The 24,986-nt window shown below is 60.4% G+C and carries 23 protein-coding genes; 8 read left to right on the plus strand and 15 right to left on the minus strand.

All coding sequences use genetic code 11. The features are described 5' to 3' along the window. Positions 1–160: 160 nt before the first annotated feature. From C5J22_RS14595 to C5J22_RS14605, 3 genes are all read right to left on the minus strand, one after another. Positions 161–418 carry an AlpA family transcriptional regulator gene (locus C5J22_RS14595; RefSeq protein WP_245440386.1) on the minus strand — a complete coding sequence of 86 codons (258 nt, stop codon included), beginning with the start codon at positions 416–418 and terminating at the stop codon, positions 161–163. A gap of 126 nt (positions 419–544) precedes the next feature. After that, positions 545–1,546 (minus strand): hypothetical protein, encoded by a 1,002-nt coding sequence (locus C5J22_RS14600; protein WP_172746629.1) that lies wholly within the window; start codon positions 1,544–1,546, stop codon positions 545–547. Beyond that, positions 1,495–2,691: a site-specific integrase gene (locus C5J22_RS14605; protein ID WP_245440387.1), complete on the minus strand. Its 1,197-nt coding sequence runs from the start codon at positions 2,689–2,691 to the stop codon at positions 1,495–1,497. Before C5J22_RS14605 ends, C5J22_RS14600 begins: the two co-directional genes overlap by 52 nt. A 667-nt stretch (positions 2,692–3,358) precedes the next feature. On the opposite strand from C5J22_RS14605, the gene C5J22_RS14610 reads away from it, so the two are divergent. Then, positions 3,359–4,348 carry a cytochrome-c peroxidase gene (locus C5J22_RS14610; RefSeq protein WP_105438784.1) on the plus strand — a complete coding sequence of 330 codons (990 nt, stop codon included), beginning with the start codon at positions 3,359–3,361 and terminating at the stop codon, positions 4,346–4,348. Positions 4,349–4,358: 10 nt separating this feature from the next. Beyond that, a complete protein-coding gene (locus tag C5J22_RS14615) occupies positions 4,359–6,266 on the plus strand; it encodes a methyl-accepting chemotaxis protein (RefSeq protein WP_105438785.1) in 1,908 nt (635 codons plus the stop codon). Positions 6,267–6,778: 512 nt separating this feature from the next. Here the strand turns inward: C5J22_RS14615 and C5J22_RS14620 are convergent. After that, positions 6,779–7,105: a hypothetical protein gene (locus C5J22_RS14620; RefSeq protein ID WP_105438786.1), complete on the minus strand. Its 327-nt coding sequence runs from the start codon at positions 7,103–7,105 to the stop codon at positions 6,779–6,781. Between the two features lie 236 nt (positions 7,106–7,341). On the opposite strand from C5J22_RS14620, the gene C5J22_RS14625 reads away from it, so the two are divergent. Both C5J22_RS14625 and C5J22_RS14630 read left to right on the plus strand, forming a co-directional pair. After that, positions 7,342–8,760, plus strand: a complete 1,419-nt coding sequence (locus C5J22_RS14625) for a phosphomannomutase (protein WP_105438787.1) — start codon at positions 7,342–7,344, stop codon at positions 8,758–8,760. A gap of 35 nt (positions 8,761–8,795) precedes the next feature. Beyond that, positions 8,796–10,223 carry a mannose-1-phosphate guanylyltransferase/mannose-6-phosphate isomerase gene (locus tag C5J22_RS14630; protein WP_105438788.1) on the plus strand — a complete coding sequence of 476 codons (1,428 nt, stop codon included), beginning with the start codon at positions 8,796–8,798 and terminating at the stop codon, positions 10,221–10,223. Positions 10,224–10,244: 21 nt separating this feature from the next. On the opposite strand, the gene C5J22_RS14635 is transcribed toward C5J22_RS14630, so the two are convergent. Together C5J22_RS14635 and C5J22_RS14640 are read right to left on the minus strand one after the other, a co-directional pair. Beyond that, positions 10,245–11,252 (minus strand): NAD-dependent epimerase/dehydratase family protein, encoded by a 1,008-nt coding sequence (locus tag C5J22_RS14635; protein ID WP_105438894.1) that lies wholly within the window; start codon positions 11,250–11,252, stop codon positions 10,245–10,247. A 102-nt stretch (positions 11,253–11,354) separates the two neighbouring features. Continuing rightward, complete coding sequence (locus tag C5J22_RS14640; protein WP_046667243.1) at positions 11,355–11,750, minus strand: response regulator; 396 nt, start codon at positions 11,748–11,750, stop codon at positions 11,355–11,357. A 318-nt stretch (positions 11,751–12,068) separates the two neighbouring features. Here C5J22_RS14640 and C5J22_RS14645 point away from each other — a divergent pair, with 318 nt between their 5' ends. Beyond that, on the plus strand, positions 12,069–12,467 hold the full coding sequence (locus C5J22_RS14645; protein ID WP_105438790.1) for a DUF1236 domain-containing protein: 399 nt from the start codon (positions 12,069–12,071) through the stop codon (positions 12,465–12,467). Between the two features lie 86 nt (positions 12,468–12,553). On the opposite strand, the gene pncB is transcribed toward C5J22_RS14645, so the two are convergent. The 9 genes from pncB to C5J22_RS14690 all read right to left on the minus strand — a co-directional run bounded on the left by pncB (position 12,554) and on the right by C5J22_RS14690 (position 22,057). Next, on the minus strand, positions 12,554–13,858 hold the full coding sequence (gene pncB, locus C5J22_RS14650; protein ID WP_105438791.1) for a nicotinate phosphoribosyltransferase: 1,305 nt from the start codon (positions 13,856–13,858) through the stop codon (positions 12,554–12,556). Positions 13,859–14,023: 165 nt separating this feature from the next. Beyond that, entirely contained in the window at positions 14,024–14,353 is a 330-nt protein-coding gene (locus C5J22_RS14655) for a hypothetical protein (protein WP_105438792.1), read from the minus strand. 81 nt (positions 14,354–14,434) lie between these two features. Further along, positions 14,435–15,385 carry a glyoxylate/hydroxypyruvate reductase A gene (locus tag C5J22_RS14660; RefSeq protein WP_105438793.1) on the minus strand — a complete coding sequence of 317 codons (951 nt, stop codon included), beginning with the start codon at positions 15,383–15,385 and terminating at the stop codon, positions 14,435–14,437. Between the two features lie 26 nt (positions 15,386–15,411). Next, complete coding sequence (locus tag C5J22_RS14665; protein WP_105438794.1) at positions 15,412–17,040, minus strand: ABC transporter ATP-binding protein; 1,629 nt, start codon at positions 17,038–17,040, stop codon at positions 15,412–15,414. Beyond that, positions 17,037–17,510, minus strand: a complete 474-nt coding sequence (locus C5J22_RS14670; RefSeq protein ID WP_105438795.1) for a PIN domain-containing protein — start codon at positions 17,508–17,510, stop codon at positions 17,037–17,039. The genes C5J22_RS14665 and C5J22_RS14670 overlap by 4 nt, the downstream gene beginning before the upstream one ends. Next, positions 17,510–17,779, minus strand: coding sequence for a hypothetical protein (locus C5J22_RS14675; RefSeq protein WP_105438796.1), 270 nt, complete (start codon positions 17,777–17,779; stop codon positions 17,510–17,512). The genes C5J22_RS14670 and C5J22_RS14675 overlap by 1 nt, the downstream gene beginning before the upstream one ends. A gap of 63 nt (positions 17,780–17,842) precedes the next feature. Then, complete coding sequence (locus C5J22_RS14680) at positions 17,843–18,991, minus strand: ABC transporter permease (RefSeq protein ID WP_105438797.1); 1,149 nt, start codon at positions 18,989–18,991, stop codon at positions 17,843–17,845. Then, the gene (locus C5J22_RS14685; RefSeq protein ID WP_105438798.1) at positions 18,991–20,076 is read right to left on the minus strand and encodes a microcin C ABC transporter permease YejB; all 1,086 of its coding nucleotides are present in this window, start codon (positions 20,074–20,076) and stop codon (positions 18,991–18,993) included. Before C5J22_RS14685 ends, C5J22_RS14680 begins: the two co-directional genes overlap by 1 nt. Before the next feature lie 145 nt (positions 20,077–20,221). Further along, positions 20,222–22,057: an extracellular solute-binding protein gene (locus C5J22_RS14690; RefSeq protein WP_105438799.1), complete on the minus strand. Its 1,836-nt coding sequence runs from the start codon at positions 22,055–22,057 to the stop codon at positions 20,222–20,224. A gap of 196 nt (positions 22,058–22,253) precedes the next feature. On the opposite strand from C5J22_RS14690, the gene mepA reads away from it, so the two are divergent. From mepA to C5J22_RS14705, 3 genes are all read left to right on the plus strand, one after another. Further along, positions 22,254–23,309 carry a penicillin-insensitive murein endopeptidase gene (gene mepA, locus C5J22_RS14695; RefSeq protein WP_105438800.1) on the plus strand — a complete coding sequence of 352 codons (1,056 nt, stop codon included), beginning with the start codon at positions 22,254–22,256 and terminating at the stop codon, positions 23,307–23,309. A gap of 119 nt (positions 23,310–23,428) precedes the next feature. Continuing rightward, the gene (locus tag C5J22_RS14700) at positions 23,429–23,809 is read left to right on the plus strand and encodes a methylglyoxal synthase (RefSeq protein ID WP_105438801.1); all 381 of its coding nucleotides are present in this window, start codon (positions 23,429–23,431) and stop codon (positions 23,807–23,809) included. 8 nt (positions 23,810–23,817) lie between these two features. Next, positions 23,818–24,840: a glucokinase gene (locus tag C5J22_RS14705; RefSeq protein ID WP_105438802.1), complete on the plus strand. Its 1,023-nt coding sequence runs from the start codon at positions 23,818–23,820 to the stop codon at positions 24,838–24,840. Positions 24,841–24,986 lie beyond the last annotated feature (146 nt).

Raw genomic sequence — 24,986 nt, forward strand, 5'->3', positions numbered from 1 at the left:
GGCCTCGGGTCCGCGATCGAAGGCTGAGGGCTCTCCGGCGGCGGCGGCAAAAAGGGGTTGATGTGTATCGGCGCAGAAAGGGGAAGGGACGGTGGATCGCGCCTCAACGCTCATTCCACCGGCGCTTCGTTGCCGATCAGAAGTTGCTGAATTTCAGTGGCTAAGCCGCGCTCTGCTCGATCTTATCAAGCAGCTCATGGATGTCTTCGGCGCGCCAAACCGTCACCCTTGCCGATATTTTACGGGGCTTGGGAAACTTGCCGTCCTTCACCCCGGCCCAGAACCCCGATCGGCTGATAGGCAGCGGTCCGTAGGGGCCGAGAATCTGCCTCAGGCGAACGTACCCGGTGGCGGGGAATTCCACGACTTGGGCGGAAAGTTCGCCGCCCTTCATTACGTTGATTAAGATGCGTGTCATCGTCGTTTCTCCGTGATGTGTGTTGAACACGAAACAAAGATGACAGCAGCCGCGGCTGTTTAAAATTATCCGCCTGTACATAAACAAGCGCGTATTTCGCGGATAAGTTAACTTGAAGTAATTCAACTAGTTGGATGGGTTATTTTTAAATTTCTTACGGAATTGAGATGTCAGAATTTTCGTTTCGAGCGCTGGCAGGGCGGGAGTCTTGAAGGGCTGGGGTTGAATGTCAGCAAGGAGCTGTTCAGTTTTAATTTGAAGTTCCTCGTCGCCCATTTTGCCAAAGACATGATCTGAAACGTACCTTGCTCGCCCAACCCAAACTTGAAGAAACTTAGAGTGGGCACCGTATGAAAACTGCAGGTTCAAGATGATTTGCAGTAAAGTCGTCCTGCCGACCCTTATTGTCGATGCTGCATACACCAACGCGAGCGTCTGCTTCGTCTCGCTCCAGCGCCTGTGGAGCAATGACCGCGAGACAAAATGATCCCTATATGCAAACTCCTCAGGAACCTTTTTCAGTTCGGATAATATAGTTACAGCACGGTTGAGACTTGGCGCAAAATCATATTCTATATCTCTGTATAAATCCGCTCCGTGGTGAAGATATAGCAGCGCACGAACGATGGTTTCGACCGTTTTCTTTTCGACGCTAATAATCGAGTTCATTGTTTCAATATTATTTATACGTGTGAAAGCTTCATATCCACCAAATTCGCTGTATATTTCTTTGAGAAAGTCGAAGCTCGTTAGGACATACCTTGCAACAATGTCGCGTTCTATATTTAATTTTTCCGTTACGAGCCCAGCCCTTCTTTCTGCCCCATCCAAGTGCCACAGAACTTCCTGTATCATCAGGACATACCGTACTTCCTTTAGGTCAGGAAAAAGCACCCAGCCCACAAAACCCGCTGCGAGCACCTCCCGTAAGCCCGGATACACAGGGTGCTCGCCGAGCATGATTCTAAGAATTTCCGATGCGTGAAAACGGTTGCCTAGGGCAAGTTCTCTAAAGGTTTTTTGATCCGAGGCCCCGCGAATAAGGTTTCCCCTCGCAATCAGATCTTCGATCGCTCTTACAGCTTCACGTAATTCGTCAGATTCGAAAATGTCACGTATTTCGTCCATTCGCCCATCATCTCCCGGCGCTTTTCAAGAAGATCACCGCGACGATAGGCTGCTTCGACCTTATTTTCGATAGTGTGGGCAAGCGCCATCTCAGCAATTTCACGGGGAAACGCCGTGGCCTCGGACGCCCAATCGCGAAATGATGAGCGGAACCCATGGGCCGTGGTCTTCGCCTTCATCGTCTTAATAACCTTCAAGAACACCATATTCGACTGCGGCGCCTTGCCAGAGCGGCCCGGGAACGCGAATTCGCTACCGGTTGAGAGGGTTTTCGCGGCTTCTAAGATTTTGACGCAACGGTCACATAGGGGCACCCGATGTTCTCGCTTTGCCTTCATCCTCTCTGCGGGAACGGTCCAAAGCGCCGCCTTCAGGTCGAATTCATCCCATTTGGCTTCAAGCGTTTCGCTAGTTCGCGTCGCTGTCAAAATAAGAAATTCGAACGAGAGCTTCGCGATGTCACCGCTGTCGCTGGCTTTCATGTCCTTGAGAAATTGAGGCACGGCGGAATAGGGTAAGGCCGTGTGGTGACCGTCCTTCTTTGGCTGCTTCGGCAAGCCCCTTGCGACGCCATCGACGGGGTTGTCGCCGACGCGATGACCTGCTGCTTTAGCCCAGTCCATCACCGTGCTAATGCGCTGACGAACTCTTCGCGCTGTTTCGGCCTTTGTCAGCCAGATGGGAGCTAGGATTTTAAGAATGTCGGGCGTGTCAATTCGATCAACCCTCACCTCGCCTATGGTCGGGAAGGCGTATTCAGTCAGCGTGTTGATCCACTGTTGGTTGTGCTTTCCATTTTTCCAAACAGCCTTGTTTTCAGTGTGAACGGTCTCGGCGGCCGCCTTGAACGTCGGCACGACCTTGCTTGCTGCACGTTTGGCCGCCAACGGGTCGCCGCCTGATCGGGCCAGCTTCCGATACTCTAGCGCTCGCTCTCTCGCTTCGGCTAAGGTCACGAGGCCCGCGCCGCCAAGTCCGATGTCTTTCCGCTTGCCATGCACCACCACCCGGAGAAGCCACCGCTTGGCTCCGCTTGGGTCAACGACAAGATAGAGCCCGTTTCCATCGGCATAACGCCCGGGCTCGGACACCTTGTTGACCTTCATCGCATTGAGCGCTTTTTCGGGATGCTTGCCCCTTTTCATAATGCCGTTTCCGCCCCCGTGCCCCACGTTTCACCCCACATTTTGAGCTGGCTTTGGCTGAATTGTAAAGGCACGATTGTACAAACGGCAGTGAAAGGTATATTGATTTCGTTGCATTATTGCACAAAGGCGGTCCAGTCTGGACTGTAATTTGGCGGCCACCTTGTCCGCCATTGGCTTTCTAAATAACTTTTTCTTCTGCGTACCTGCTGGCCGGGGGCTGATGCCCTTGATTGCTCCACATCGCCGCTCGGATGGTGTTCGGGCCGAGCAGTGGCCCCATTCCGCGGAACCATCGCGAAATTTCCGGGAATTGTTCGAGCCATCATCCAAAGAGTTTTCGGTTCGGCCGGCATCGGTTGTGTGTCTGCAGCCGTATCGCCATCCGGGGATGGAAGGCAAAAGACGCAAGGATGCGCATCACGCGATGCTGTCGAACCGAGGCATGTCAGGCCCTTCAACTGGATATACGCCCCGCCCGATACGAACGCCGGGTTGAAGCCGTTTCTTATCAATTGCCACTTTTTCAATAATAGGTTGAGTTAGAAATTCATTATGCAAAGATTTTACTCTTTTTGGTTACTTTCCTCTCAGACGACAACCAGATGGCTCCAACCAGGCTAATCCGGTCATCGAGCGCTAAGTTCACCTTCTGGATAATTCAGCCATGCGCCGTTCGGTTCTCTGCATCGCCCTCCTCTCAGCCGTGTCATTGCAAGGCGCGACCGCTGGCAATCTTGCCGATTTCAAGCGGCCCCTCGCTATCCCCTTCGACAAGGTGACGCCCTATTCGTTGCAGCTGGCGACGCTTGGAAAGATGTTGTTTTTCGATCCGCGGCTGTCGGGCGCGAAAAACATGAACTGCGCCAGCTGTCACAATCCGTCCTTCGGCTTCGAAGTGCCGGTCAAGACGCCGGTGGGTGCAGCCAACACCCATCTGTCCCGGCAGGCACCGACAATCCTGAACGTTGCGTGGACCACCTCGCTGTTCTGGGATGGTCGTTCGCCAACGCTCGAGGCGCAAGCCGCAGGGCCAATCACGGCACCCGCGGAGATGAATGGCAAGCTTGACCAGATCGTCGCCGATCTGCGCTCAATTTCCGACTACGATAGCTGGTTCAAGCAGGTATTCCCGGACAAGGGTGCTACCCAGGAGACGCTGTTGGCGGCGATCGCGACCTATGAACGCACCGTTGTTTCCGCGTGGTCGCCATTCGACCGCTGGGTGGACGGCGACCAGGCCGCGGTCTCAGACAGTGCCAAGCGCGGGTTTGAACTGTTTACCGGCAAGGCAAAATGCTCGGTCTGTCACACGGGCTGGAATTTCACCGACCACAAGTTTCACAATACCGGGCTGCCCACAGGCGACATAGGGCGGGCCAAGGTGGAGCCGAACAATCCCAAAGCCTTGTATGCTTTCAAGACTCCCAGCCTTCGCAACACCCTCTATCGAGGCCCGTATATGCATAACGGCAGCCTGGCGACCATGGAGGACGTAATTGCTCACTACGAAAGCGGCGGTACCGAAAGCCCGTCACGCTCGGATCACATATCTCCATTTTTCGTGACCGATCACGAGCGGGAAGACCTGATCGCTTTCCTCAAGACCCTCACTCCCGAGCAGCAGGATTTGCTCCTGCCGACATTACCAAACTGAGTAGCACGCCATGGCACTTTCAGTCCGATTCCAGATCCTTCTTCCCCTCATTCTCTCCATTCTCGCGGGCCTTGGAGCTGCCGCTCTCGTCGGATCGCAGGCGATCGACGGCCAGGCGCATGTGGAACGCGTCGTGCAAGACGCGATTGCCGCCAAGACGCTCGCTGCGAGGACCGGAGCACAGTTCGAGAATGTGTCGGGCGTGGTCGCAAATCTCCTGGCGATGACGACGTTTGTTTCGGTCGAAGAGGTCAAGAAGCGGTTTGACACGACAAATGGCGCCTTGGAGGCGACGCTTGCCGAATTCAGCCGCAATTCGCTGTCGCCTGGCGTTTCCGACAACGTCAGAAATCTCACCGAACTGCATGCGGCATGGCGCAGCAATGTGCGCATCATGCTCGGACTCGATCGGGCGAACGCTATTCCGACGGCCGAGCAGCTTACCCGCTCGCGCACGGCCATATTGGCAAGGATTCTCGACATCAACACGATCGTGGACAAGGCGGCGTCCGACAGGGTTGTGTCAGCCGGCGACACGCTTGAGACCGAGATACGCAACGAACTGACGACCGCCGCCGCTCTCGCGGTCGTGGGCGTCGTCATTCTGCTGTTCGTCGCCCAGCGGATTGCCGGTCCGATCGTGCGGATCACCGCGTCGATGAAGCTGCTTGCGGGCGGCAACATCGAGGTCGTCGTGCCAAAACGTCGGGGCGCCAAGGAAATTCGCGCCATGATCGATGCCCTGGCCGTGTTCCGTGAAAATGCCCGAATGCGTGATACGTTGAAGAAGGAAGCGCAATCCCAGACCACCAGCCTCGCCAATGTCTCGGCCGAAGCCCGGCTGCTGCAGAGCCAGGTGCGCGGCGTCGTCAACAAGGCCACCGAGGGCGATTTCTCCGGTCGCGTCAACGGCCCGTTCGACCGTCCCGAACATCACGAGCTGGCCCAGAGTCTCAATACGCTGATATCGAGCTTCGAAGGCGGGCTCAACGAAACCAGCCGCGTCCTGAATGCCCTTGCCAATGCCGACCTGACGATCCGGTTCGAAGGTGTCCACAAAGGCGCCTTTGCCGAGCTGCAGGACAATGCGAACGCGGTGACGAGCCGTCTCTCGGCGGTCGTGTCACGACTGGCCGATGCTTGCGCGTCCGTATCGGCATCCAGCGACGAGATTCTGCGCGGAACCACGGAATTGAACGGGCGGTCTACGCGTCAGTCGTCGATGCTTCAGACAACGGCTGTGACAACGAATGCTGTTGCCGAAACCGTCGGCCAGAACTCCAAGCGTGCGGGTGAGGCCACCAGCGTGATTTCGGATACCAGCCAGATGGCTGAAAACGGCAGCCATGTCATGAACGGCGCGGAAAGCGCCATGGCCCAGATCACCGTCTCCTCCGGCAAGATTTCCGAAATCATCGGGGTCATCGAGGATGTCGCATTCCAGACAAACCTGCTGGCGCTCAACGCCGGGGTCGAAGCCGCGCGTGCAGGCGAAAGCGGGAAGGGGTTCGCGGTCGTCGCAACCGAGGTGCGCTCCCTCGCCCAGTCGACTGCCAATGCTTCCAACGAAGTCAAAGCGCTCATTCAGAAAAGCCAGGCGGAGGTGAAGGCAGGTGCCGAACTGGTCCGCCAGGCGAGCGAGCAGTTTTCCCAGATCGTCTCGTCCATCGCATTCGTCTCTTCGCTTTCCAGCCAGATAACCAGCGAGAGCAACAACCAAAGTGCCAACCTTCGGCAATTGTCGAGCGCGATGAAAGATCTCGACGAGCTCAATGCCCATAGCAACCGGCTCGTCGGTGATCTTTCAGCCTCCACCGAGAGGACAAGCCGGGAAATGGAGGCCCTGGCCGAGATCGTCAATCTGTTCCGCATCGACAATCGGGGGCAATCCCGCACCAGATCGGGCCGGGCTGCCTGAGACAGGCGCCGCCGCAGGGCGTTTCGCTGTCGATACGGACGGAGTTTTCATCGGAAAGCTCTGCCGCGGCAGGCAACTCTCACGGAACATGAACGCAGCCCTCAGCCTTCGTTCATTTTCCGCGGCCTACCTTCACGGAAACCGCCAATCAAGCGGCCAATCCGAAGGAGGAGAGAATGAAAAAGTTCATTGCCGCCTGCATCATCGGGCTTGGATGTCTCACCACGACCGCGGCCCCGACCCTCGCCGATAGTTTCAGCATAACGATTGGCGATCGAGGATATCGGCCCGGACACCACTATCGGCCGTACCATCGCTACCATCGCCCCTACTACCGGCAGTATTCCAGGCACCATTACCGTCCGCACTGCAGGGTCCGGAGCGTCGAGTACCGCCATCATGGGCGGTGGGTCACCAAGACCACGCGCGTCTGTCGAGGCAGATAAATCGATCCCGACCCGCTAGACCCCGACATGGCTTGCGGGGTCGGCTGGTTCGCGGCGCACTCTGCATTATTGGGAGATCGAAAAGCTGACCTGCTGCCAACGGCGCAGCTGCGGATCGAAAGCGATCACGAGTTCGAAATCCCTACGGTCCAGGCCCTTGTCGGTGTTGATGTCGGCATGGCCGCCAATGGAGAACCGGCAATTGGCGATCCAGCGAAGATTGCCCCAGGCGACATCGACGATATCGGGGCGTTGTTCAACGAGCTGGCGGGATTTCTCAAACGCGAGGTTTCCCGGGCACGCCTCGTCGGCCGGCTCGCCCACGGCCATGAGAAACGCGAGGCCGGCAATCGGCACCACGAAGGCAACGCTTTTTGCGATATTCGCTCGCATCACGGCTCTCCCAAGCTTCGAACCCGAAGCAGCCGAACTCAAGAACAGGGCCTAAATATCCGGAACAAGGCCTGATCATGCCATAAAGGATAACATCATTTGGACTGGCTCGCCAAGCTTTGCGGAAAGAGCTTATGGCGGTACACCGCCGATTTGGGGTATTGCCAATTTCAACTTTATCTTCATAGGAAATGCACTAGGACGATCATCCCTGGAGTCTCCTTGATGGGTAGCGCATGAAATTCGGAACGAGCGGTCTTCGGGGCCTTGTGACTGACCTGGAGGGGCGGGCTTCATCGCTCTACACCCAGGCCTTTGCCCGGCATCTCCTGGAAACGGGCGCGGCAAAACCTGATGATGCCGTGCTGGTCGGCCGCGATTTCCGCCCGTCTAGCCCCGACATTGCCGCCACCTGCATCGGGGCGCTGAAGCGCGTCGGTCTTTCGCCGATCGATTGCGGCGCGGTGCCGACGCCGGCGCTGGCGCTCTACGGGCTTCAGCTCAAGGCCGCATCGCTGATGATCACCGGCTCGCATATCCCCGCTGACCGCAACGGCATCAAGTTCTATCGACCCGACGGCGAGATCGACAAAAAGGACGAGATGCGGATCACCGCGATCGCTGCCGAACTGGACAGAAGCGAGATCGACACGACGCCCGGCGAAGCGCCGGATCATTCCGTGCAAGCCGAAACGCTGTTCCTCACCCGCAATATGGCAATGCTACCCGCAGGCGCGCTCGCCGGCCTCAAGGTCGGGGTCTATCAGCATTCGACGGTCGCCCGCGATCTCATGGTGCGGGTTCTTGAGGGCTATGGCGCAGACGCCGTGCCGCTTGGCCGTTCCGAAGACTTCATTCCGGTCGACACGGAGGCGGTCTCGATCGAGACGATCGACCTCCTCAAGGGCTGGGCGCATGAACATGGGCTCGACGCGATCATCTCTGCCGACGGCGACGGCGACCGGCCGCTGGTTTCCGACGAGACGGGAGAACCGCTGCGCGGCGACCTTCTAGGCCTGATTGCGGCAAAGTCCCTGAAGGCGCAGGTCGTCGTAACGCCGGTCACCTCCAATTCGGGCATCGAGGCGGCTGGGGATTTCGAGACCGCCCGCACCAAGGTCGGATCGCCGTTCGTCATCTCCGGCATGCTCGCAGCACTCGAAGCCGGCAAGACGGGCGTCATGGGTTTCGAGGCGAATGGCGGGCTTCTGACCGCCTCGCCTTTCGAAACCGGCACCGGCACGCTCTCACCACTTCCCACCCGCGACAGTTTCCTGCCGGTGCTGGCGACACTTGTGCTGGCTGCGCGCGAGAAGAAGCCCCTGTCCCAAATCGCCGCCGGTTTCCGCCTGCCGTTTGCGGCGGCCGACCGGCTGGAGAATTTTCCCGTGGAAACGAGCGCCGCGCTGATGGCGCATCTCAGGCAATCCGACGACAATCTCGCTGCCTTCCTCGCGCCGATTTCGACAGTCGTTGCGAAAAGCGATATCGATGGCCTGCGGGTGGTGCTTGAAGATGGCCGGATCGTGCATTTCCGACCATCGGGCAACGCACCGGAAATGCGCTGTTATGTGGAAGCCGGGACGGAAGACGCGGCGAAGGCCTTGTTGCACGAGGGGCTGAACCTCATCCGCGCCTGGGCTGCAAAAATTTGAACGATAATCGGACGATAACTGCCGGAGATATTGGAATGAATAGCAAGATCATCCCCGTCATCATGGCAGGCGGCAAGGGAACGCGGCTCTGGCCGCTGTCTCGCGCAAGCGCGCCGAAACAGTTCATCCAGTTCATCGGCGACAAGACCCTGTTTCAGGCGACGCTGTCGCGTGTATCGGACAAGACGCTCTATGAGGCCCCGGTCGTCATCACCAACGAGGATTTCCGGTTCCTGGTGGCCGAACAGGCCCGCGAGCTCGGTATCAAGCTTTCCGGCATCCTGCTCGAGCCCGTCGCCCGCAACACCGCCCCGGCAGTCGCCGCCGCTGCCGCCTTTGTCGAAGGCCGCTTCGGCGAGGATGCCATCCTGCAGGTGCTTGCGTCGGACCACGAGATTACCGCGGATGCCGGCTATTTCGATGCGATCGGCATTGCCAGACAGACGGCCCTTGCCGGCAAGCTCGTCACCTTCGGCATTGCTCCGACGGAACCCGCCACCGGGTATGGTTACATCGAGATTGGCGAGGCGCTGCCTTCCGGCGCCTGCAAGGTCAAGCGCTTCGTCGAGAAGCCGGTGCTGGCCGAGGCCGAGAAGATGCTATCGACCGGTGGCTTTGTCTGGAACTCTGGTATCTTCATGTTCAAGGCCGGGCAGGTGCTGAGTGAACTTTCCGCCTTCGCGCCCGAGGTCGAGGCGGCCGCGCGAGCCGCACTTGCCAAGGCTTCGAGCGACCTCGACTTCACCCGCCTCGACGCGCAGGAATTTGCCGCGAGCCCGGATATCTCCGTCGACTACGCCCTGATGGAGAAGACCTCCAACGCGGCGGTCGTGCCCTCGTCATTCACCTGGTCCGATCTCGGAAGCTGGGACGCCGTCTGGAAGCTCGGCGCCCGCGACGAGGCCGGCAACGTCACCTCCGGCAAGACGACGCTGATCAACACCAGGAACTCGCTCGTGATGTCGCGCACCAGCCATCTCGCCGTTCAGGGCCTGGATGGCGTCGCCGTCATCGCCAGCGAGGACGCCGTCTATATCGGCCGACTGGAAGACAGCCAGGACGTCGGCAAGATCGTCAAGCAGCTCGCCGCGGCCACGGCGACTGCAGCGTTGACCGAAACCCATCCGACTTCCTATCGTCCCTGGGGCGGCTATACGTCGGTGCTCAACGGCGATCGTTTCCAGGTGAAGCGGCTGTTCGTGACGCCCGGCAAGAAGCTATCGCTGCAGAAACATCACCACCGCTCGGAACACTGGATCTGCGTCAAGGGTACCGCGGAAGTGACGATCGGCGAGGAAACCCGGGTCGTCAGGGAAAACGAGTCCGTCTACATCCCGCAGGGCGAGGTGCATCGGCTCGCCAATCCCGGCAAGATCATGCTCGAGATGATCGAGGTGCAGACCGGTTCCTATCTCGGCGAGGACGACATCATCCGCATCGTCGACGAGTTCGGACGCGGCTGAGGCGCCTCGGCGAATATCGGCTCAGTCGATCTCGTGGCGATGGTCGAGATACCATTGGACAAAGGCCTTGACGCCTTCTTCCAGGCCGATCTCCGGCTTGCGGCCGGTCAGCGCCACGAGAAGATCGGGGCTGGCGAAGGTTCTCGGCACGTCGCCCTTCTGCATCGGCAGCATCTTGCGCTTGGCCGGTTTTCCCATGATCCGTTCGATGGTTTCGACGAAGTCGATGAGGCCCGAGGGCTGGCCGCCGCCGATATTGACGACGCGGAACGGTGCCTGACGGGAGAGCGTATCGATGTCCGCGACGCGATTGTCCTCACCGGGATAGACCTTGGATAGGTCAATGATCGAATTCACCAGGTCGTCGATATAAGTGAAGTCCCGGCTCATCTTGCCTTCGCCGTAGATCTCGATCTCGCGATCCTCGATGATCGCCTTGACGAACTTGAAGAGCGCCATGTCCGGCCGGCCCCAGGGCCCGTAGACCGTGAAGAAGCGGAAGGCGGTAATCGGCACCTTGTAGAGATGGGCGTAGCTGTGCGCCATCAGTTCCATGGCCTTCTTGCTCGCGGCATAGAAAGTCAAGGGTTCGTCGGCGCGGTCGCTTTCGCGGAAGGGAATATCCGGATTGGCGCCGTAAACCGACGATGTCGAGGCGAGCATCAGATGGCCGACGCCGTAGTTGCGAGCAATCTCCAGGATGTTCCAGGAGCCGATGAGATTGGAATCGAGATAGGCCTTGGGATTTTCAAGGCTGTATCGCACGCCGGCCTGGGCGGCGAGGTGGATCATCACATCCGGCTTGAAGTCCTCGACCGACTTGTCGACCAGCGACTTGTCCTCCAGCATGCCGATGACCGGGCGGAAGGCAGGGAATTGTGTGAGCCCGGCATTGCGGGCTTCCTTGAGGCGCAGGCTGTAATAGGGCGTCATTCCATCGAAGCCTAGAACCTCGTGGCCGTCCTCCAGCAGGCGTCGCGCCAAGTGGAAACCAATGAAGCCTGCCGTCCCGGTGATGAAGTAACGCATGTATGACCCGCTGTCGCTCTGGGGCGATCCCATAGCGCGGATATCCGGCCCTGTCATCTCAGGGACAGAAGTTATTTGAACCGCCCAACAATCAGGCCGCTTTCAGTGAAAGAGCCGCAGCCGCGCCGGCGGCACGCCGGGCCGGCCATTCTTGCGATCGACGGCGAACTGGATGAGGTCCATCGAAGCCTGGTCGGTCAGCGGTTTTGCCATCACGCCGAGGACCCCGGAGACGCCCGCCGCCACAAGGCCCGGATTGCCGGTGATCATGATCACCACGATGCCGTATTCCGCCAGTGCCTTGGCGATCTCGGGGCCGGTCTCGCCGTCGGCAAGGCGCACGTCCACGAAGGCTATATCCGTGTCGCGGGTATAGTTCAGCGCCACGGTCATGTCGGGTGCTATTCCGACGACGTCATGGCCGCTTCGATGGACGGCGTCCTCGATATCCATCGCGACCAGCAAACTGTCTTCGACGATCAGGAAACGATATTCCAACGGCAGATCCTCCCGGACTGAAGGAGGCAAATAGACTCCGATCGTCGCTTGGCAATAGGAGCGGGGCCGGATATCGATTTTTGATCTAGCTCCCCCTGGCGTCGAGCCGCAGCACGGGGCGCTTGGTGATTGATTTGCCGCACAGAGGCGGTGAGGGCCACGTTGCCGGCTCAGGTTCGGCAAGCGGAACATGGCTACACCTCCCGAATACCTCCTCGCTCAAGATTTCAGACACTTACGAAAGGTGACCGGCAGACAGGAACCACGCAAAAACTGGTGGGTTAGCCCTTCGGAAGTTAGTAGAAAAGGAGAAGACCCATGAAGAAGATCATTCTCGCGTCCTGCGCCATTCTCGCCGCTTCCTTCGCCACACAGGCCGGAGCCCAGCAGGGCACCGTCAATGGTGCAGCCGGCGGAGCCGTTACCGGTGCGATCGTCGGCGGTCCAGTCGGCGCCGCAGTGGGTGGGGTCGTCGGCGCCGTAGCCGGTACCGCGATCGATCCGCCACCACGCGAAGTCGTCACTTACGTCGAGGAACAGCCCGCCCCGACCGCTTCCGTAATCGTCGAGCAGCCGATCGTGGTCGGCAAGCCGCTGCCGCAGAGCGTCGTCGTTACACCGGTGCCCAGCAACCCGAGATACGCCTATACGGTGGTCAACAATCAGCGCGTGATCGTCGATCCGCAGACCCACACCGTCGTGCAGGTCATCCGGTAAGCGAAGGTTTCGCATTTCCCTTAAGCCAGCCAACCCAGACAGGCTCCGCCACTTCCGGCGGGGCCTGTTCCCGTTCGAGCAGTCGGCTAGACCAGGACGACCTGATCGACGCGGTCTTCCTGGCCGAAGAACTTCAGATAACGTTCCACCTCGGCCGGATCTCCGGTCGCCTTGCGCGGATTGTCGGAAAGTTTCACCGCCGGACGGCCATTCGCTTCGCTTACCTTGCAGACGATGGAGATCGGCATCAGGCCGGCAATCTCGTGGGGTGCGCAGCCGGCGAAATCGTTGGTCAGGTTGGTGCCCCAGCCGAAGCTCATGCGCACCCGGCCTTCGAAATGCCGGTAGGTGTCGATGATCGCATCGACGTCCAGCCCGTCGGAGAAGATCAGCAGCTTTTCCTTAGGGTTGCGGCCCATCTTCTTCCACCAGGCGATGATCTTTTCGCCGCCCTCGATCGGCGGCGCGCTGTCGGGGCGGAAACCGGTCCAGTCGGCCACCCAGTCCGGCGCATCGCGCAGGAACGCCGCCGTGCCGAAGGAATCCGGCAACACGATCAGCAAGTTGCCGCCATAAAGCCGGTTCCAGTCCTTCAGGACCTGGTAAGGGGAGGCGCGCAGCTGTTCGTCGGTCTCTGCGATTGCCGCAGCCACCATGGGCAGCTCGTGCGCATTGGTCCCCACGGCTTCGAGATCGGAGTCCATCGCAAGCAGGACGTTGCTGGTGCCGGTAAACGCCGGGCCGATGCCTTCCTTGAGCGCCTCGACGCACCAGCGCTGCCACAGGAAGCTGTGACGGCGGCGCGTACCGAAATCGGAAATGCGCAGGCCCGGCAATGCCTGCAGCCGCTCGACCTTTTCCCACATCTTGGCTTTGGCCCGCGCGTAGAGAACGTCGAGCGTGAAGAAACCGAGCGAGCGCATCGCGGAACGCGAGCGTAACTCGTTGATGATCGCGAGTGCGGGGATTTCCCAGAGCGTCGTTTCCATCCACTTGCCGTGGAAGGTCAGTTCGTACTGGCCGTCGCGCTTCGAGAGTTCGTATTCCGGCAGCTTGTAGGTGGACAGCCAGTTCAAAAATTCCGGCTCGAAAATCTGCTTGCGGCCATAAAACGTGTTACCCGCGAGCCAGATCATCTCCTTCTTCGACAAGCCGACCGTGCGGGCATGGTCGAGCTGCTCGCGCAGCGCGCCCTCGTCGATCTCCTCCGCCAGCTTGACACTGGTCGTGCGGTTGATCAGCGAGAACGTGGCGTCCACGTCCGGATAGAGCTTCCAGATCATCTGCAGCATCAGGAGCTTGTAGAAATCCGTATCGATCAGACTGCGGATGATCGGGTCGAGCTTCCAGGTGTGATTATAAACCCTGCTCGCGATATCGGTCTTGGTCATGCCTGCCCCTGCCCCGGCCCTTCCGGGCCGGCTCCGCCGATTTCGATGCGTATGGAGGCAGCGGCTGATCAACCTCCGGGCATTTTTATCGAAAAAAATGCAGAACAAGTCCAGACGCAATTCGGCCGCGAAGGATCGCGGCCGAAAAAATCAGGAATGATGCAGTCAGTTGCCGGATTGCGAGTTGGTTGCCGGTGGCGCGGCGGCCGGCGGCGCAGAAGGATTGGCAGTCGGCGGCGCATTGGGGTTTGCGGGCGTCGTGCTTCCGGCTGGCGGCGTAGCGGTCTGTTCGTCCGGCGGCGCGGTGCTTTGGCCGTACCACTCGGCGCCGGCCCAGGCGACCATTGCCAGAATAAGGCCGGCAATCAGCACCTTCAGGACCGGTGCACCCCAGCTTCCCTGCCGCGCTTCCGTAGCGGTCTCAACAACCGGCGGCGAGCCGATCGGGTTCGGATGACGGGGCTCGGCTTCCTGGGGATCGAAACGAGTGTTCATGATTTCGCTCCTTGTTCGGCCGGAATGCCCGGCTCATGCACAAGAAACGGTCGGCGGAAACGAATGTTCCGGCAGGAGGGCTCAGTAGCCCGCCCGGCGATCCACGACGTGCTGCAAGGGGTCGCCCGCCTCATAGCGCTCCATCTGGGTCTCCGCATTGCGAAACAGCGCCCTCACATCGGACGCGGAGGCCGCGTGGGGGGTGATGATGACGTTGTCCGTCGTCCAGAGCGGGCTATCCGCACCGAGCGGCTCCTTCTCGAACACATCCAGCGACGCGCCGCCGAGGATGCCGTTATCGAGCGCGGCAACAAGATCGCTCTCCACCTGGCTGCCGCCGCGTCCGGCATTGATGAAGACTGGCTTGCCCAAGGCCCCGCCCTGGCGAAGCTTCGCAAACAGCGAGGCATTGAAAATGCCGCGCGTCTCGGGCGTCAGCGGCAGGAGGCCGACAAGAATGTCGGTGCGGGCAAGGAAAGCATCGAGCTCGCCGCCATCGAAGGTCTCGACGCCTTCGATGGTCTTTTTGCTGCGCGACCAGCCGATCACATCGAAACCCATGATCTTCAATTTCCGGACCGCGTCCTGGCCGAGCACGCCAAGGCCCATCACGCCGACGGTCAGGTCCTTTGCTTCCGGCTGGGAGAGTTCGCGCCACTGGCGTTCGCGCTGCTGCCCGAGATAGGCCGGTACCTGCCGCAGGTGGCTCAGGGCCTGCAGCACGACCCATTCGCTCATCCGCGTCGTCAGGCTTTCGTCCACGAAACGAACGATAGGGATATCCGGCAGGCCGGGCATGGTGAGGATATAATCGACGCCGGCGCCGCCGGAAAACAACACCTCCAGCTTCGGCGCCCGCTGGAACAGATCCGCGTCCGGCTTCCAGATCACCGCGTAGCGCGCCTCTGAAATGTCCGCTCCCGGATCGGAAGCGTGCAGCACCGTGCGGCCGGTGAAGGCGCTGGCGAGTGCGGCATCGATCTCGCGGCGCTCGAATTTAAGATCAACGACGACCGGATGTTTGGCAGGCATGGACTGATTGACCTTGATTGCTGTGATTACTGGTTGATGGCTTCGATTTCGACGGCTTCCAGATTGAAGGCGGCGGCCATCAGGGCGCGGGTATAATCCTGCTTCGGCGCCTGGAAAATCTGGTCCGCGGGACCTTCTTCCACCACCTTGCCGAGCCGCATGACGATGACGTGGTTGGCGAGCGCTTTCACGACCTTCAGATCGTGGCTGATGAAGAGATAGGCGAGATCGTGCTTCTTCTGCAGGTCGCGCAGGAGATCGACGACCTGCGCCTGTACGGTCATGTCGAGCGCCGATGTCGGCTCGTCGAGCATCACGAAACGCGGTTTCAGCACCATGGCGCGGGCGATTGCGATGCGCTGCCGCTGGCCGCCGGAAAATTCGTGCGGATAACGCCAGCGGGTCGCCGGATCGAGGCCGACTTCGCTCAAGGCCCAGGCGACACGCTCGTCGCGGCCATCGGCGGAGAGCGACCGTTCATGCACCTTCAGCCCCTCGGCGACGATATCGCCGACCGACATGCGGGGGCTCAGCGACCCATAGGGATCCTGGAAGACGACCTGAAGACGGTCGCGGAACGGACGCATTTCCTTGAAGGAGAACTTGTCGATGTCCGTTCCGACGAAGGCGATGCGGCCTTTGGAGGAGATGAGCCTTGCGAGCGCCAGACCGAGCGTGGTCTTGCCGGAACCGGATTCGCCGACGACGCCGAGCGTCTCGCCGGCCCGCAGTTCGAGATCGACGCCATCGACCGCCTTCACATGATCGACCACCTTGCGCAAGAAACCGGCCTTGATCGGAAACCAGACACGGATGTCCTTGCCTTCCATCACCACCGGCTTCGAGGGATCGGTCGGCGGCGGCTCGCCGCGCGGTTCGGAGGCGAGCAGATGGCGCGTATAGGCGTGTTGCGGATTGGTGAAGACCTCCTCCACCGTGCCGGTCTCGACGATCTTGCCCTTGGTCATGACGCAGACGCGATCGGCGAATTTCCGGACGATGCCGAGGTCGTGGGTGATGAACAGCATGGACATGCCGTGCTCGCCCTTCAGCCCGCGCAGAAGATCGAGGATCTGCGCCTGCACGGTGACGTCGAGCGCCGTGGTCGGCTCGTCGGCGATCAGCAGTTTCGGGCGGTTGGCGAGCGCCATGGCGATCATGACGCGCTGGCGCTGGCCGCCGGACAGCTCGTGCGGATAAGCTTTCAGCCGCTTTTCCGGCTCGCGTATGCCAACCTGGTTCAGCAGTTCAAGCGTGCGGATGCGCACTGCCTGACCGGCAATTCCGTGATGAAGCTCAAGGATTTCGCCGATCTGCTTCTCGATCGAATGAAGCGGATTAAGCGAGGTCATCGGCTCCTGGAAGATCATCGTGACGTCGTTGCCGCGCACACGGCGCAGTTCCGGCTCGGACGCCTTCAACATGTCCTTGCCGTCGAACAGAATCTCCCCGGACGGATGGCTTGCCGAAGGATAAGGCAGCAGCTTGAGGATGGAATTCGCCGTCACCGACTTGCCGGAGCCGGATTCCCCGACCAGCGCCATCACCTCGCCGGGCATGATATCGAACGAGACCCGATCGACGGCAATCGAGGTATCGCTGCCCTGGTGGAAGGCGACGGAGAGATCGCGGACGGAAAGAAGCGGCTCTGTCATCGGCCAAGGCTTTCGATAAGTTTTTCGATTGTCTGACGATCCGGCTGGAGGCGTGAAAAAGGCAGACTTTCGCCCTGCGCCGGCCCTATCCCTTTGTCAGCGGACAAAAGATGGGAGCAACCGGCAAGACCAGCCGTCGCGATATGGACCGCATCCGGCAATTTTCGCGAGGAATCACCGGCCCTCCGACTCGCGGCCGCGGAGAGAACTTCGCGGGTAACCGACCAAACCTCCAACCAGGGACTGGAAGAAATCAAACTATAGTACAAATCGATCAAGACGGCGTCATGATTGCGATAGGGCCGCACAAGCAGTTCCGCTAAGGTCAACTCGCTGGTCACGAAACGCGGAGGCGTTTGGATCAATGCGGAGGAGAAGAGCATTGCGATCCGTTCTGCAAGGTCACTTCTAGTTTCAAATCCAGCAATGAAAATATTGGTGTCGATATAGATGCGACCTACATCCTCCATCAGTAGTCCCACTCGTCCCGCAACTCGCGAATCTGCGCCACGGCTTCCTCCGCAGACACTGACGGCCTGCCGTCCGAAAGCAGCCGGCGCCGCAGCTCCATGAGGTCTTTTGCCGGAATGGGTTTGCGCTCGGCCATACCGAGATCATCACGTTCTCCGCGCTCCTCCACCTCAACAACGACCCTGACAGTCGCGTCCCTCTCCAATCCCTCCCGCAGATCCTCGGGAAGGTTGGCGACCGGGTAATGCTCTCTGACGATCTTGTTCATGGCGTCACGCTCGCTGATATCCCCGACAATCTAGCCCATCGATCATGCAATTACGACCCGCCATCACCCGAACGTCTTTCTGGGATCGAAGGCGTCGCGCACGGCCTCGCCGATGAAGATCAGCAGCGAAAGCATGAGGGACATTGTGAAGAAGGCGGTGAAGCCGAGCCATGGCGCCTGAAGGTTGTTCTTTCCCTGCGAAATCATCTCGCCGAGAGACGGAGAGCCTGCCGGCAGGCCGAAGCCCAGGAAGTCGAGCGAGGTCAGCGTCGCGATGGAACCCGACAGGATGAAGGGCAGGAAGGTCAGCGTTGCGACCATGGCATTCGGCAGCAGGTGCCGGGACATGATCGTCCAGTTGCCGACGCCGAGTGCGCGGGCGGCGCGGACATATTCGAAATTGCGGGCCCGCAGGAACTCAGCGCGCACCACGCCGACGAAACCGACCCAGGAGAAAAGCAGGAGGATGCCGAGCAGGACGAAGAAGCCCGGCGGCAGGATCGAGGCGATGATCAGAAGGATGTAGAGAACCGGCATGGACGACCAGATCTCGATGAACCGCTGCATCAGCAGGTCCGTCCAGCCGCCGAAATAACCCTGGACCGCGCCGGCCGTCACCCCGATTACTGCCGAGCAGATCGTCAGCACCAGGCCGAACAGGACGGAGATGCGGAAGCCGTAGATCATGCGAGCGGTCACGTCACGTGCCTGGTCGTCGGTGCCGAGCCAGTTCAGGTTGCCGAGGATGCAGTTCGGGTCCCCATCCTTCTGCGGATAGGCGGCGCAGCGATCCGCCTTCTCCATCAGCCAGAAGGGTTCGGTCGGCGCCGAATGGGGGATGTTGGAATTGACCGTCTGGTAGGAATAGCGGATCGGCGGCCAGACCATCCAGCCGTTTGTCTCGATTTCCTGCTGGATATAGTCGGAGCGGTAATCGGTCGTCGCCAGGAAGCCGCCGAACCTCTCTTCCGGATAGTCCACCAGGACCGGGTAGAGGATCTCGCCCTTGTAGGAGGCGACGATCGGCCGGTCGTTGGCGATGAATTCCGCAAACAGGCTGAGCACGAAAAGGACCATGAACAGCCAGAAGGACCAGTAACCGCGCTTGTTGGCGCGGAAATTGGCGAGCCGCCGCCGGTTGGTCGGCGAGATCCAGGGCCGCTTCTGCGGCAGTGCCGTCTGTACGGTGGTCTTTGCGGCGGTCGCCTCCATCAGACATCCCTCCGCTCGAAATCGATGCGCGGATCGATCCAGGTATAGATCAGGTCCGAAATCAGGCTGACGAACAGGCCCATCAGCGAGAAGATGTAGAGCGTGCCGAAAACGATCGGGTAGTCGCGGTTGACGATCGCGAGATAACCGAGACGCCCCAGTCCATCCAGCGAAAAGATGTTCTCGATCAGCAGTGAGCCGGTGAAGAAGGCCGAGATGAAGGCTCCGGGAAACCCTGCGATGACGATCAGCATGGCGTTGCGGAAGACGTGGCCGTAGAGCACCTGCCGCTCGTTGAGGCCCTTGGCGCGCGCCGTCGTCACATACTGTTTCTTGATTTCGTCGATGAACGAATTCTTGGTCAGCAGGGTGGTGGTGGCGAAGGCCGAAAGCGACATGGCGATCAACGGCAATGTCAGGTGCCAGAAATAGTCGATGACCTTTTCCCACCAGGAAAGTTCTGCAAAGTTGTCGGAAACCAGGCCGCGCAGCGGGAACCAGTCGAAGAACGAACCGCCTGCGAAGAGCACGATCAGCAGGATGCCGAACAGGAAGCTCGGCACCGCATAACCGATGATGATGACGCCAGAGGTCCAGACGTCGAAGGTCGAGCCGTCCTTGACCGCCTTGCGGATGCCCAAGGGAATCGAGATCAGATAGGAGACGATCAGGATCCAGAAGCCGAGCGAGATCGACACCGGCATCTTGTCGATGATCAGATCGAGCACCGAGGTGTTGCGGAAGAAGCTCTCGCCGAAGTCGAAGCGGATGTAGTTCCACATCATTTCGAGGAACCGCGTCGCCGGCGGCTTGTCGAAACCGAACTGCTTCTCGAGCTTGGCGATGAATTCCGGATCGAGGCCCTGGGCGCCGCGATAACGGCTTTCCTCGCCTCCGCCCTGTTGCTGGAGCAGGTCGCCGCCACCGCTGGAAAGCCGGTCGCCGGTATCCTGGCCCTGGATCTGGGCGATCACCTGCTCGACGGGGCCGCCGGGCGCGAACTGCACGACGAGGAAGGAAATCGCCATGATGCCGACGATCGTCGGTATCATCAGCAGAAGACGGCGGAGAATATAGGCGCCCATCAGAGCTCCCTGCCCGTGGCTGCCGGGCTTGTCTCACCGCATATCCCAATGCCGATCAAATGGCTCTTTCCTCTTTTCCGGTGCGAATCATACGGGTTCATTTGGAACAGGTGCCGGTCGGCGGCGCAAGTCCGCGCCCAATTCTTCACTTCGCGGCGCTTCTGGCCGACCATGTGTCGGGGAAACCCGTGCTGTATTCCGGCAGTCGCTGCGGATGCGTGATGCGGTTCCAGTAGGCGATCCTCGCTTCGCCGGAATAGAACATCGGGACCACGTAGTGGTTGGCGAGCAGCACCCGGTCCATCGCCTTGACGGCTGCCACCTGATCCTCCCGCTTCTCGGCAAAGGTGATCATGGTGATCAGCTGATCCACCGCTGGATCGGCGATGCCTGCATAGTTGCGTGATCCCGGCCGGCTGACGGACGCCGATCCCCAGTAGTCCGCTTGTTCGTTGCCGGGGTTCATGGTCTGAGCCCAAACCCCGTACATCATGTCGTAGTCGAAGCTGCGGATTCGATTGATATATTGCGAGGCGTCGACGATCCGGAGCCGGACATCGATGCCGATTTTCTTGAGACTTGTCACATAGGGCATCACGGTGCGCTCCTGCGACTGGCTGTTCAGGAGAATTTCGAAACCCAAGGGCTGCCCGGTCTTGGCATTGACCATCCGGTTGCCCTTCAGCTCCCAGCCGGCCCCTTTCAGCAGGCTGACGGCCGTGCGCAGATTGTCACGCACCTTGTTGGGGTCACCACCGACGGGGTTGGTATACGGCGTTGTGAACACCCTTGCCGGAACCTTGTCCTTCAACCCGTTGAGGATCTCCAACTCCTTTCCCTGGGGCAGGCCGGATGAAGCAAGCTCGGTGCCCCAGAAGAAGCTATCGACCCGCTTCAGGCCGCCATAGGCAAGGTTCTTGTTGAGATCCTCGAAATCGTAGGCGTAGTTCAGCGCTTCGCGGACCCGCGCGTCCTTGAAGATGTCACGCCGCATGTTCGGCACGAAAGCCTGCATGACGCCAACGGCCTTGAACGGATTGGTCAGTGCTTCCTTGATCACCCGCCCGTCCTTCACCGCATCGAAATCGTAACGCGTGACCCAGCGGCTCGAGCTGTTTTCCTGGCGGTAGTCGATCGTACCGGCCCGGAAGGCCTCGAATTCCACGTCGGCGTCCGAAAAATAGGTATAGCTGATCGTCCGGAAGTTATACTGGCCGAGGTTGATCGGCAGGTTCTTGCCCCAGTAGTCGTCGCGCAGCTCGTAGCGAATGGTGGAGCCCGGCTGAACGGCACCAATCTTGTAGGGTCCGGACCCGATCGGCGGCTCCAGGGTGGTGCGGGAAATGTCGCGCTGGTTGGCCTGTGCGTCCTTGCCTTCCCACCAGTGCTTCGGCAGGACCGGGAAGTCGCCGACGATCGAGGGCAGTTCGCGGTTGTTCTTTTCGTCGAAGCGGAAGGTGACTTCGCGATCGCCGGTCTTTTCAGCACCGGTGACGTGCCGATAGTAGCCGGAATAGAGGGCGCTGTGCTCCTTCAGCTTCCCCAGGCTGAAGATCACGTCTTCCGGAGTGACCGGCTGCCCGTCCGACCATTTCGCCTCCGGCCTCAACCGGAACGTCACCGAAGACACGTCGTCCGGATAGGACACCGCCTCGGCCAGAAGGCCGTAGGTGCCGAAAACCTCGTCCTCCGAGCGCTTCATGAGCGTGTCGTAGATCAGGCTGACACCTGAAGCCACGGCACCCCGGTCGATCACCAGGTTGAGGTTGTCGAACGTGCCCTCATCACCGAGGCGCAGTTCGCCGGCCTTCGGCGCGTTTACATCGACATAGGGGAGCTGCTTGAAGCCTTCCGGGAGCTTGAGGTCACCGACAACGGCCATGCCATGCCGCCATTTCGGTTCCTGGGCCGGCACGTTCGACGCTGCGAGAACCGTCGCCAGGACGATCGCGAAACCTACCTTCAACCGAGCCAGAACCATTCGTTACCTCTTCCGAGTTTCTGTGTTGCGGTGAAGCATAGGACAAAAGGCGGCGAAAAACAGGAGTTCGGCGCTCACATCCGTTTTATCCGGCGTTTATCTCCCGGAAATCGGCAAGGCTTCCACCATCTCCATTTCACCAAAATCCTGTTTCACGGTAGATTCGAGGCGATCAGGTGATTTGCGGCGGATGGGCATGAAATCGATTTCGGGTACTATTTTGCGGCTGACGGTGACCGCTTTCCTTTGCGGCACCTCTGTAGGGCCGGTGGCAGCGCAGGAAGGCACGCCGGCGAAACAGCTTTTTGGCACCGTAAAGCTCCCGAGCATGGCGGAGGCGGAGCCGCTCGGTTTCTATGCGAAGGGCTGCATGTCCGGTGCCGTGGCGCTGCCGACCGACGGACCGACCTGGCAGGCGATGCGCCTCTCGCGCAATCGCCGCTGGGGTAATCCGGCAATGATCTCATTGCTCGAACGGTTCTCCGGCGATGCCGCAAGGCTCGGCTGGGGTTCTGGCATTCTGGTCGGCGACATTTCCCAGCCGCGCGGCGGCCCGATGCTCACAGGCCATGCCTCACACCAGATCGGCCTCGACGCCGATATCTGGTTCACGCCGAAGCCTGCCCAGCCTCTGAGCCCACAGCAACGCGAAAGCCTGCCGTTCACCTCCATGCTCGACAAGAGCAAGTTCCTGACCGTCGATCCCAGCCGCTGGACCAGCACCCACGCCAAGGTCGTCATGCAGGCGGCGAGCTATCCGCAGGTGGAGCGGGTCTTCGTCAACCCGGCCATCAAGAAGAAGCTTTGCGAAACCTGGACCGGCGATCGAAGCCTGCTCGGCAAGGTGCGGCCGATCTACGGCCATGACGAACATTTCCATATCCGCATCCACTGCCCGGCCGGCGCCACGGCCTGCCAGAGCCAGGCGCCGGTCACCAAGGGCGACGGCTGCGACAATTCCCTCGCCTGGTGGTTCAGCAAGGAGCCGTGGGCGCCGCCGCCGAAGCCAGACCCGAACAAGAAGCCGGTCAAGCCTCGCCAAGTCATGCTCTCGGATCTGCCGAAAGCGTGCGCAGCCGTGCTTGCCGCCCGCGCGCGCTCCGAAGACGACGCCACCTTCGGCGGCAGCGCCGTGGCCTACACGGCTCAGCCTGCCGCGTCGGCACCGGCAAAGACCATCGAGGCGATCGTCAACGATCCGCCGGCTGCTTCCGACGACATGCCGATCCCGACGCCACGTCCACTGCAATAGTTCCGGATGAGGCCGGCAATCGAAAACGCCTGTCTCGACGCCACCTTTCCAAGAGCGAAGCGGCACGCTAGAACGCGTCACAAATCGATTGAATATCGTTCTGGTGAGGATACCCAATCATGTCGGCCAAGCCCTGCATCGCGCTGATCGCGCACGACCAGAAGAAGGACGACATGGCGGATTTTGCCCGCCATCACCAGGTGGCGCTTTCGCGGTTCCGCATCGTCGCTACCGGCACGACGGGCGGCCGGGTTCAGGATGCCTGCCCCGGCCTCGACGTGACGCGGCTGAAGAGCGGCCCGCTCGGCGGCGATCAGCAGATCGGCGCGATGATCGCCACCGGCGAGGTCCACATGCTGGTCTTCTTCATCGACCCCTTGAGCGCGCTTCCCCACGATGTCGACGTCAAGGCGCTGACGCGGCTTGCAACGGTCTATGACATACCGATGGCGCTCAACCGCGCCACCGCCGAAAAACTCATCGACTTTCAGAAGGACTAAGCTTCCCGATGGCCGATAACATGAAGACCGACAAGCTGCCCTTTCCGATCCTGATCGGCGATATCGGCGGCACCAATGCCCGCTTCTCGATCCTCCACGACGCCGATGCGGAACCGAAGCCGTTCCCGAACGTGCGCACCGCCGACTACCCGACGATCGATGACGCGATCCAGAAAATCGTGCTCGACAGGAGTTCGGTAAAGCCCCGTTCGGCGATCCTTGCCATCGCGGGGCCGATCGATGGCGACGAGATCGACCTGACCAATTGCGACTGGGTGGTGCGGCCGAAAGGCATGATCGCCGATCTCGGCTTCGAGGACGTGCTCGTCGTCAACGATTTCGAAGCCCAGGCGCTTGCCATCGCGGCCATGCCCGACGAATACCGCGAGACGCTTGGGCCCAACAGCGAGCCGCATATGGCCTCGCGCGTGGTGCTCGGCCCGGGTACCGGCCTCGGCGTCGCAGGCCTCGTCTATGCGCGGCACATGTGGTTTCCGGTTCCCGGCGAAGGCGGACATGTGGATGTCGGCCCACGCTCGGAACGGGATTTCGAGATCTTTCCGCACCTCAAGCGCATCGAGGGTCGCGTTTCCGCGGAAGAAATCCTGAGCGGGCGCGGCGTCGTCAACATCTACCAGGCCGTCTGTGCGGCCGACGGTCTGCAGCCGGCGTTTTCCGATCCGGCGGATATCACGGCCCACGGCCTGAACCGTTCCAATTCCCAGGCCGTCGAAACGCTTTCGCTGTTTGCCACCTATCTCGGTCGGGTCGCCGGCGACATGGCGCTGATCTTCATGGCGCGCGGCGGGGTCTATCTCGCCGGCGGCATCTCGCAGAAGATCGTTCCGGCGCTGAAAGGCCCGGAGTTCCGCGCCGCCTTCGAGGATAAAGCGCCGCATACGGAGCTGATGCGCACGATCCCGACCTTCGTGGTGACCCATCCGCAGGCGGCGCTGGCCGGCCTTGCAAGCTTTGCCCGCACGCCTTCCGCCTACGGTCTTTCCATGGATGGCCGCCGCTGGCAACGTTAGATGCGGCCCGAGATGATCGTCGCGGGCGAGGCTCGGTTTCCTGGATACGACCTGCAAGAGATGCTTGCGCAGTGCGGAAGCGGCCTTTACGCTCGCCCCGACAAGCTGTAACCGCTCCAAAAGACTGACCGACGAAGCAAGGACTG

This window comes from Neorhizobium sp. T25_13 (assembly GCF_002968675.1).
Classification (GTDB): Bacteria; Pseudomonadota; Alphaproteobacteria; order Rhizobiales; family Rhizobiaceae; genus Neorhizobium; species Neorhizobium tomejilense.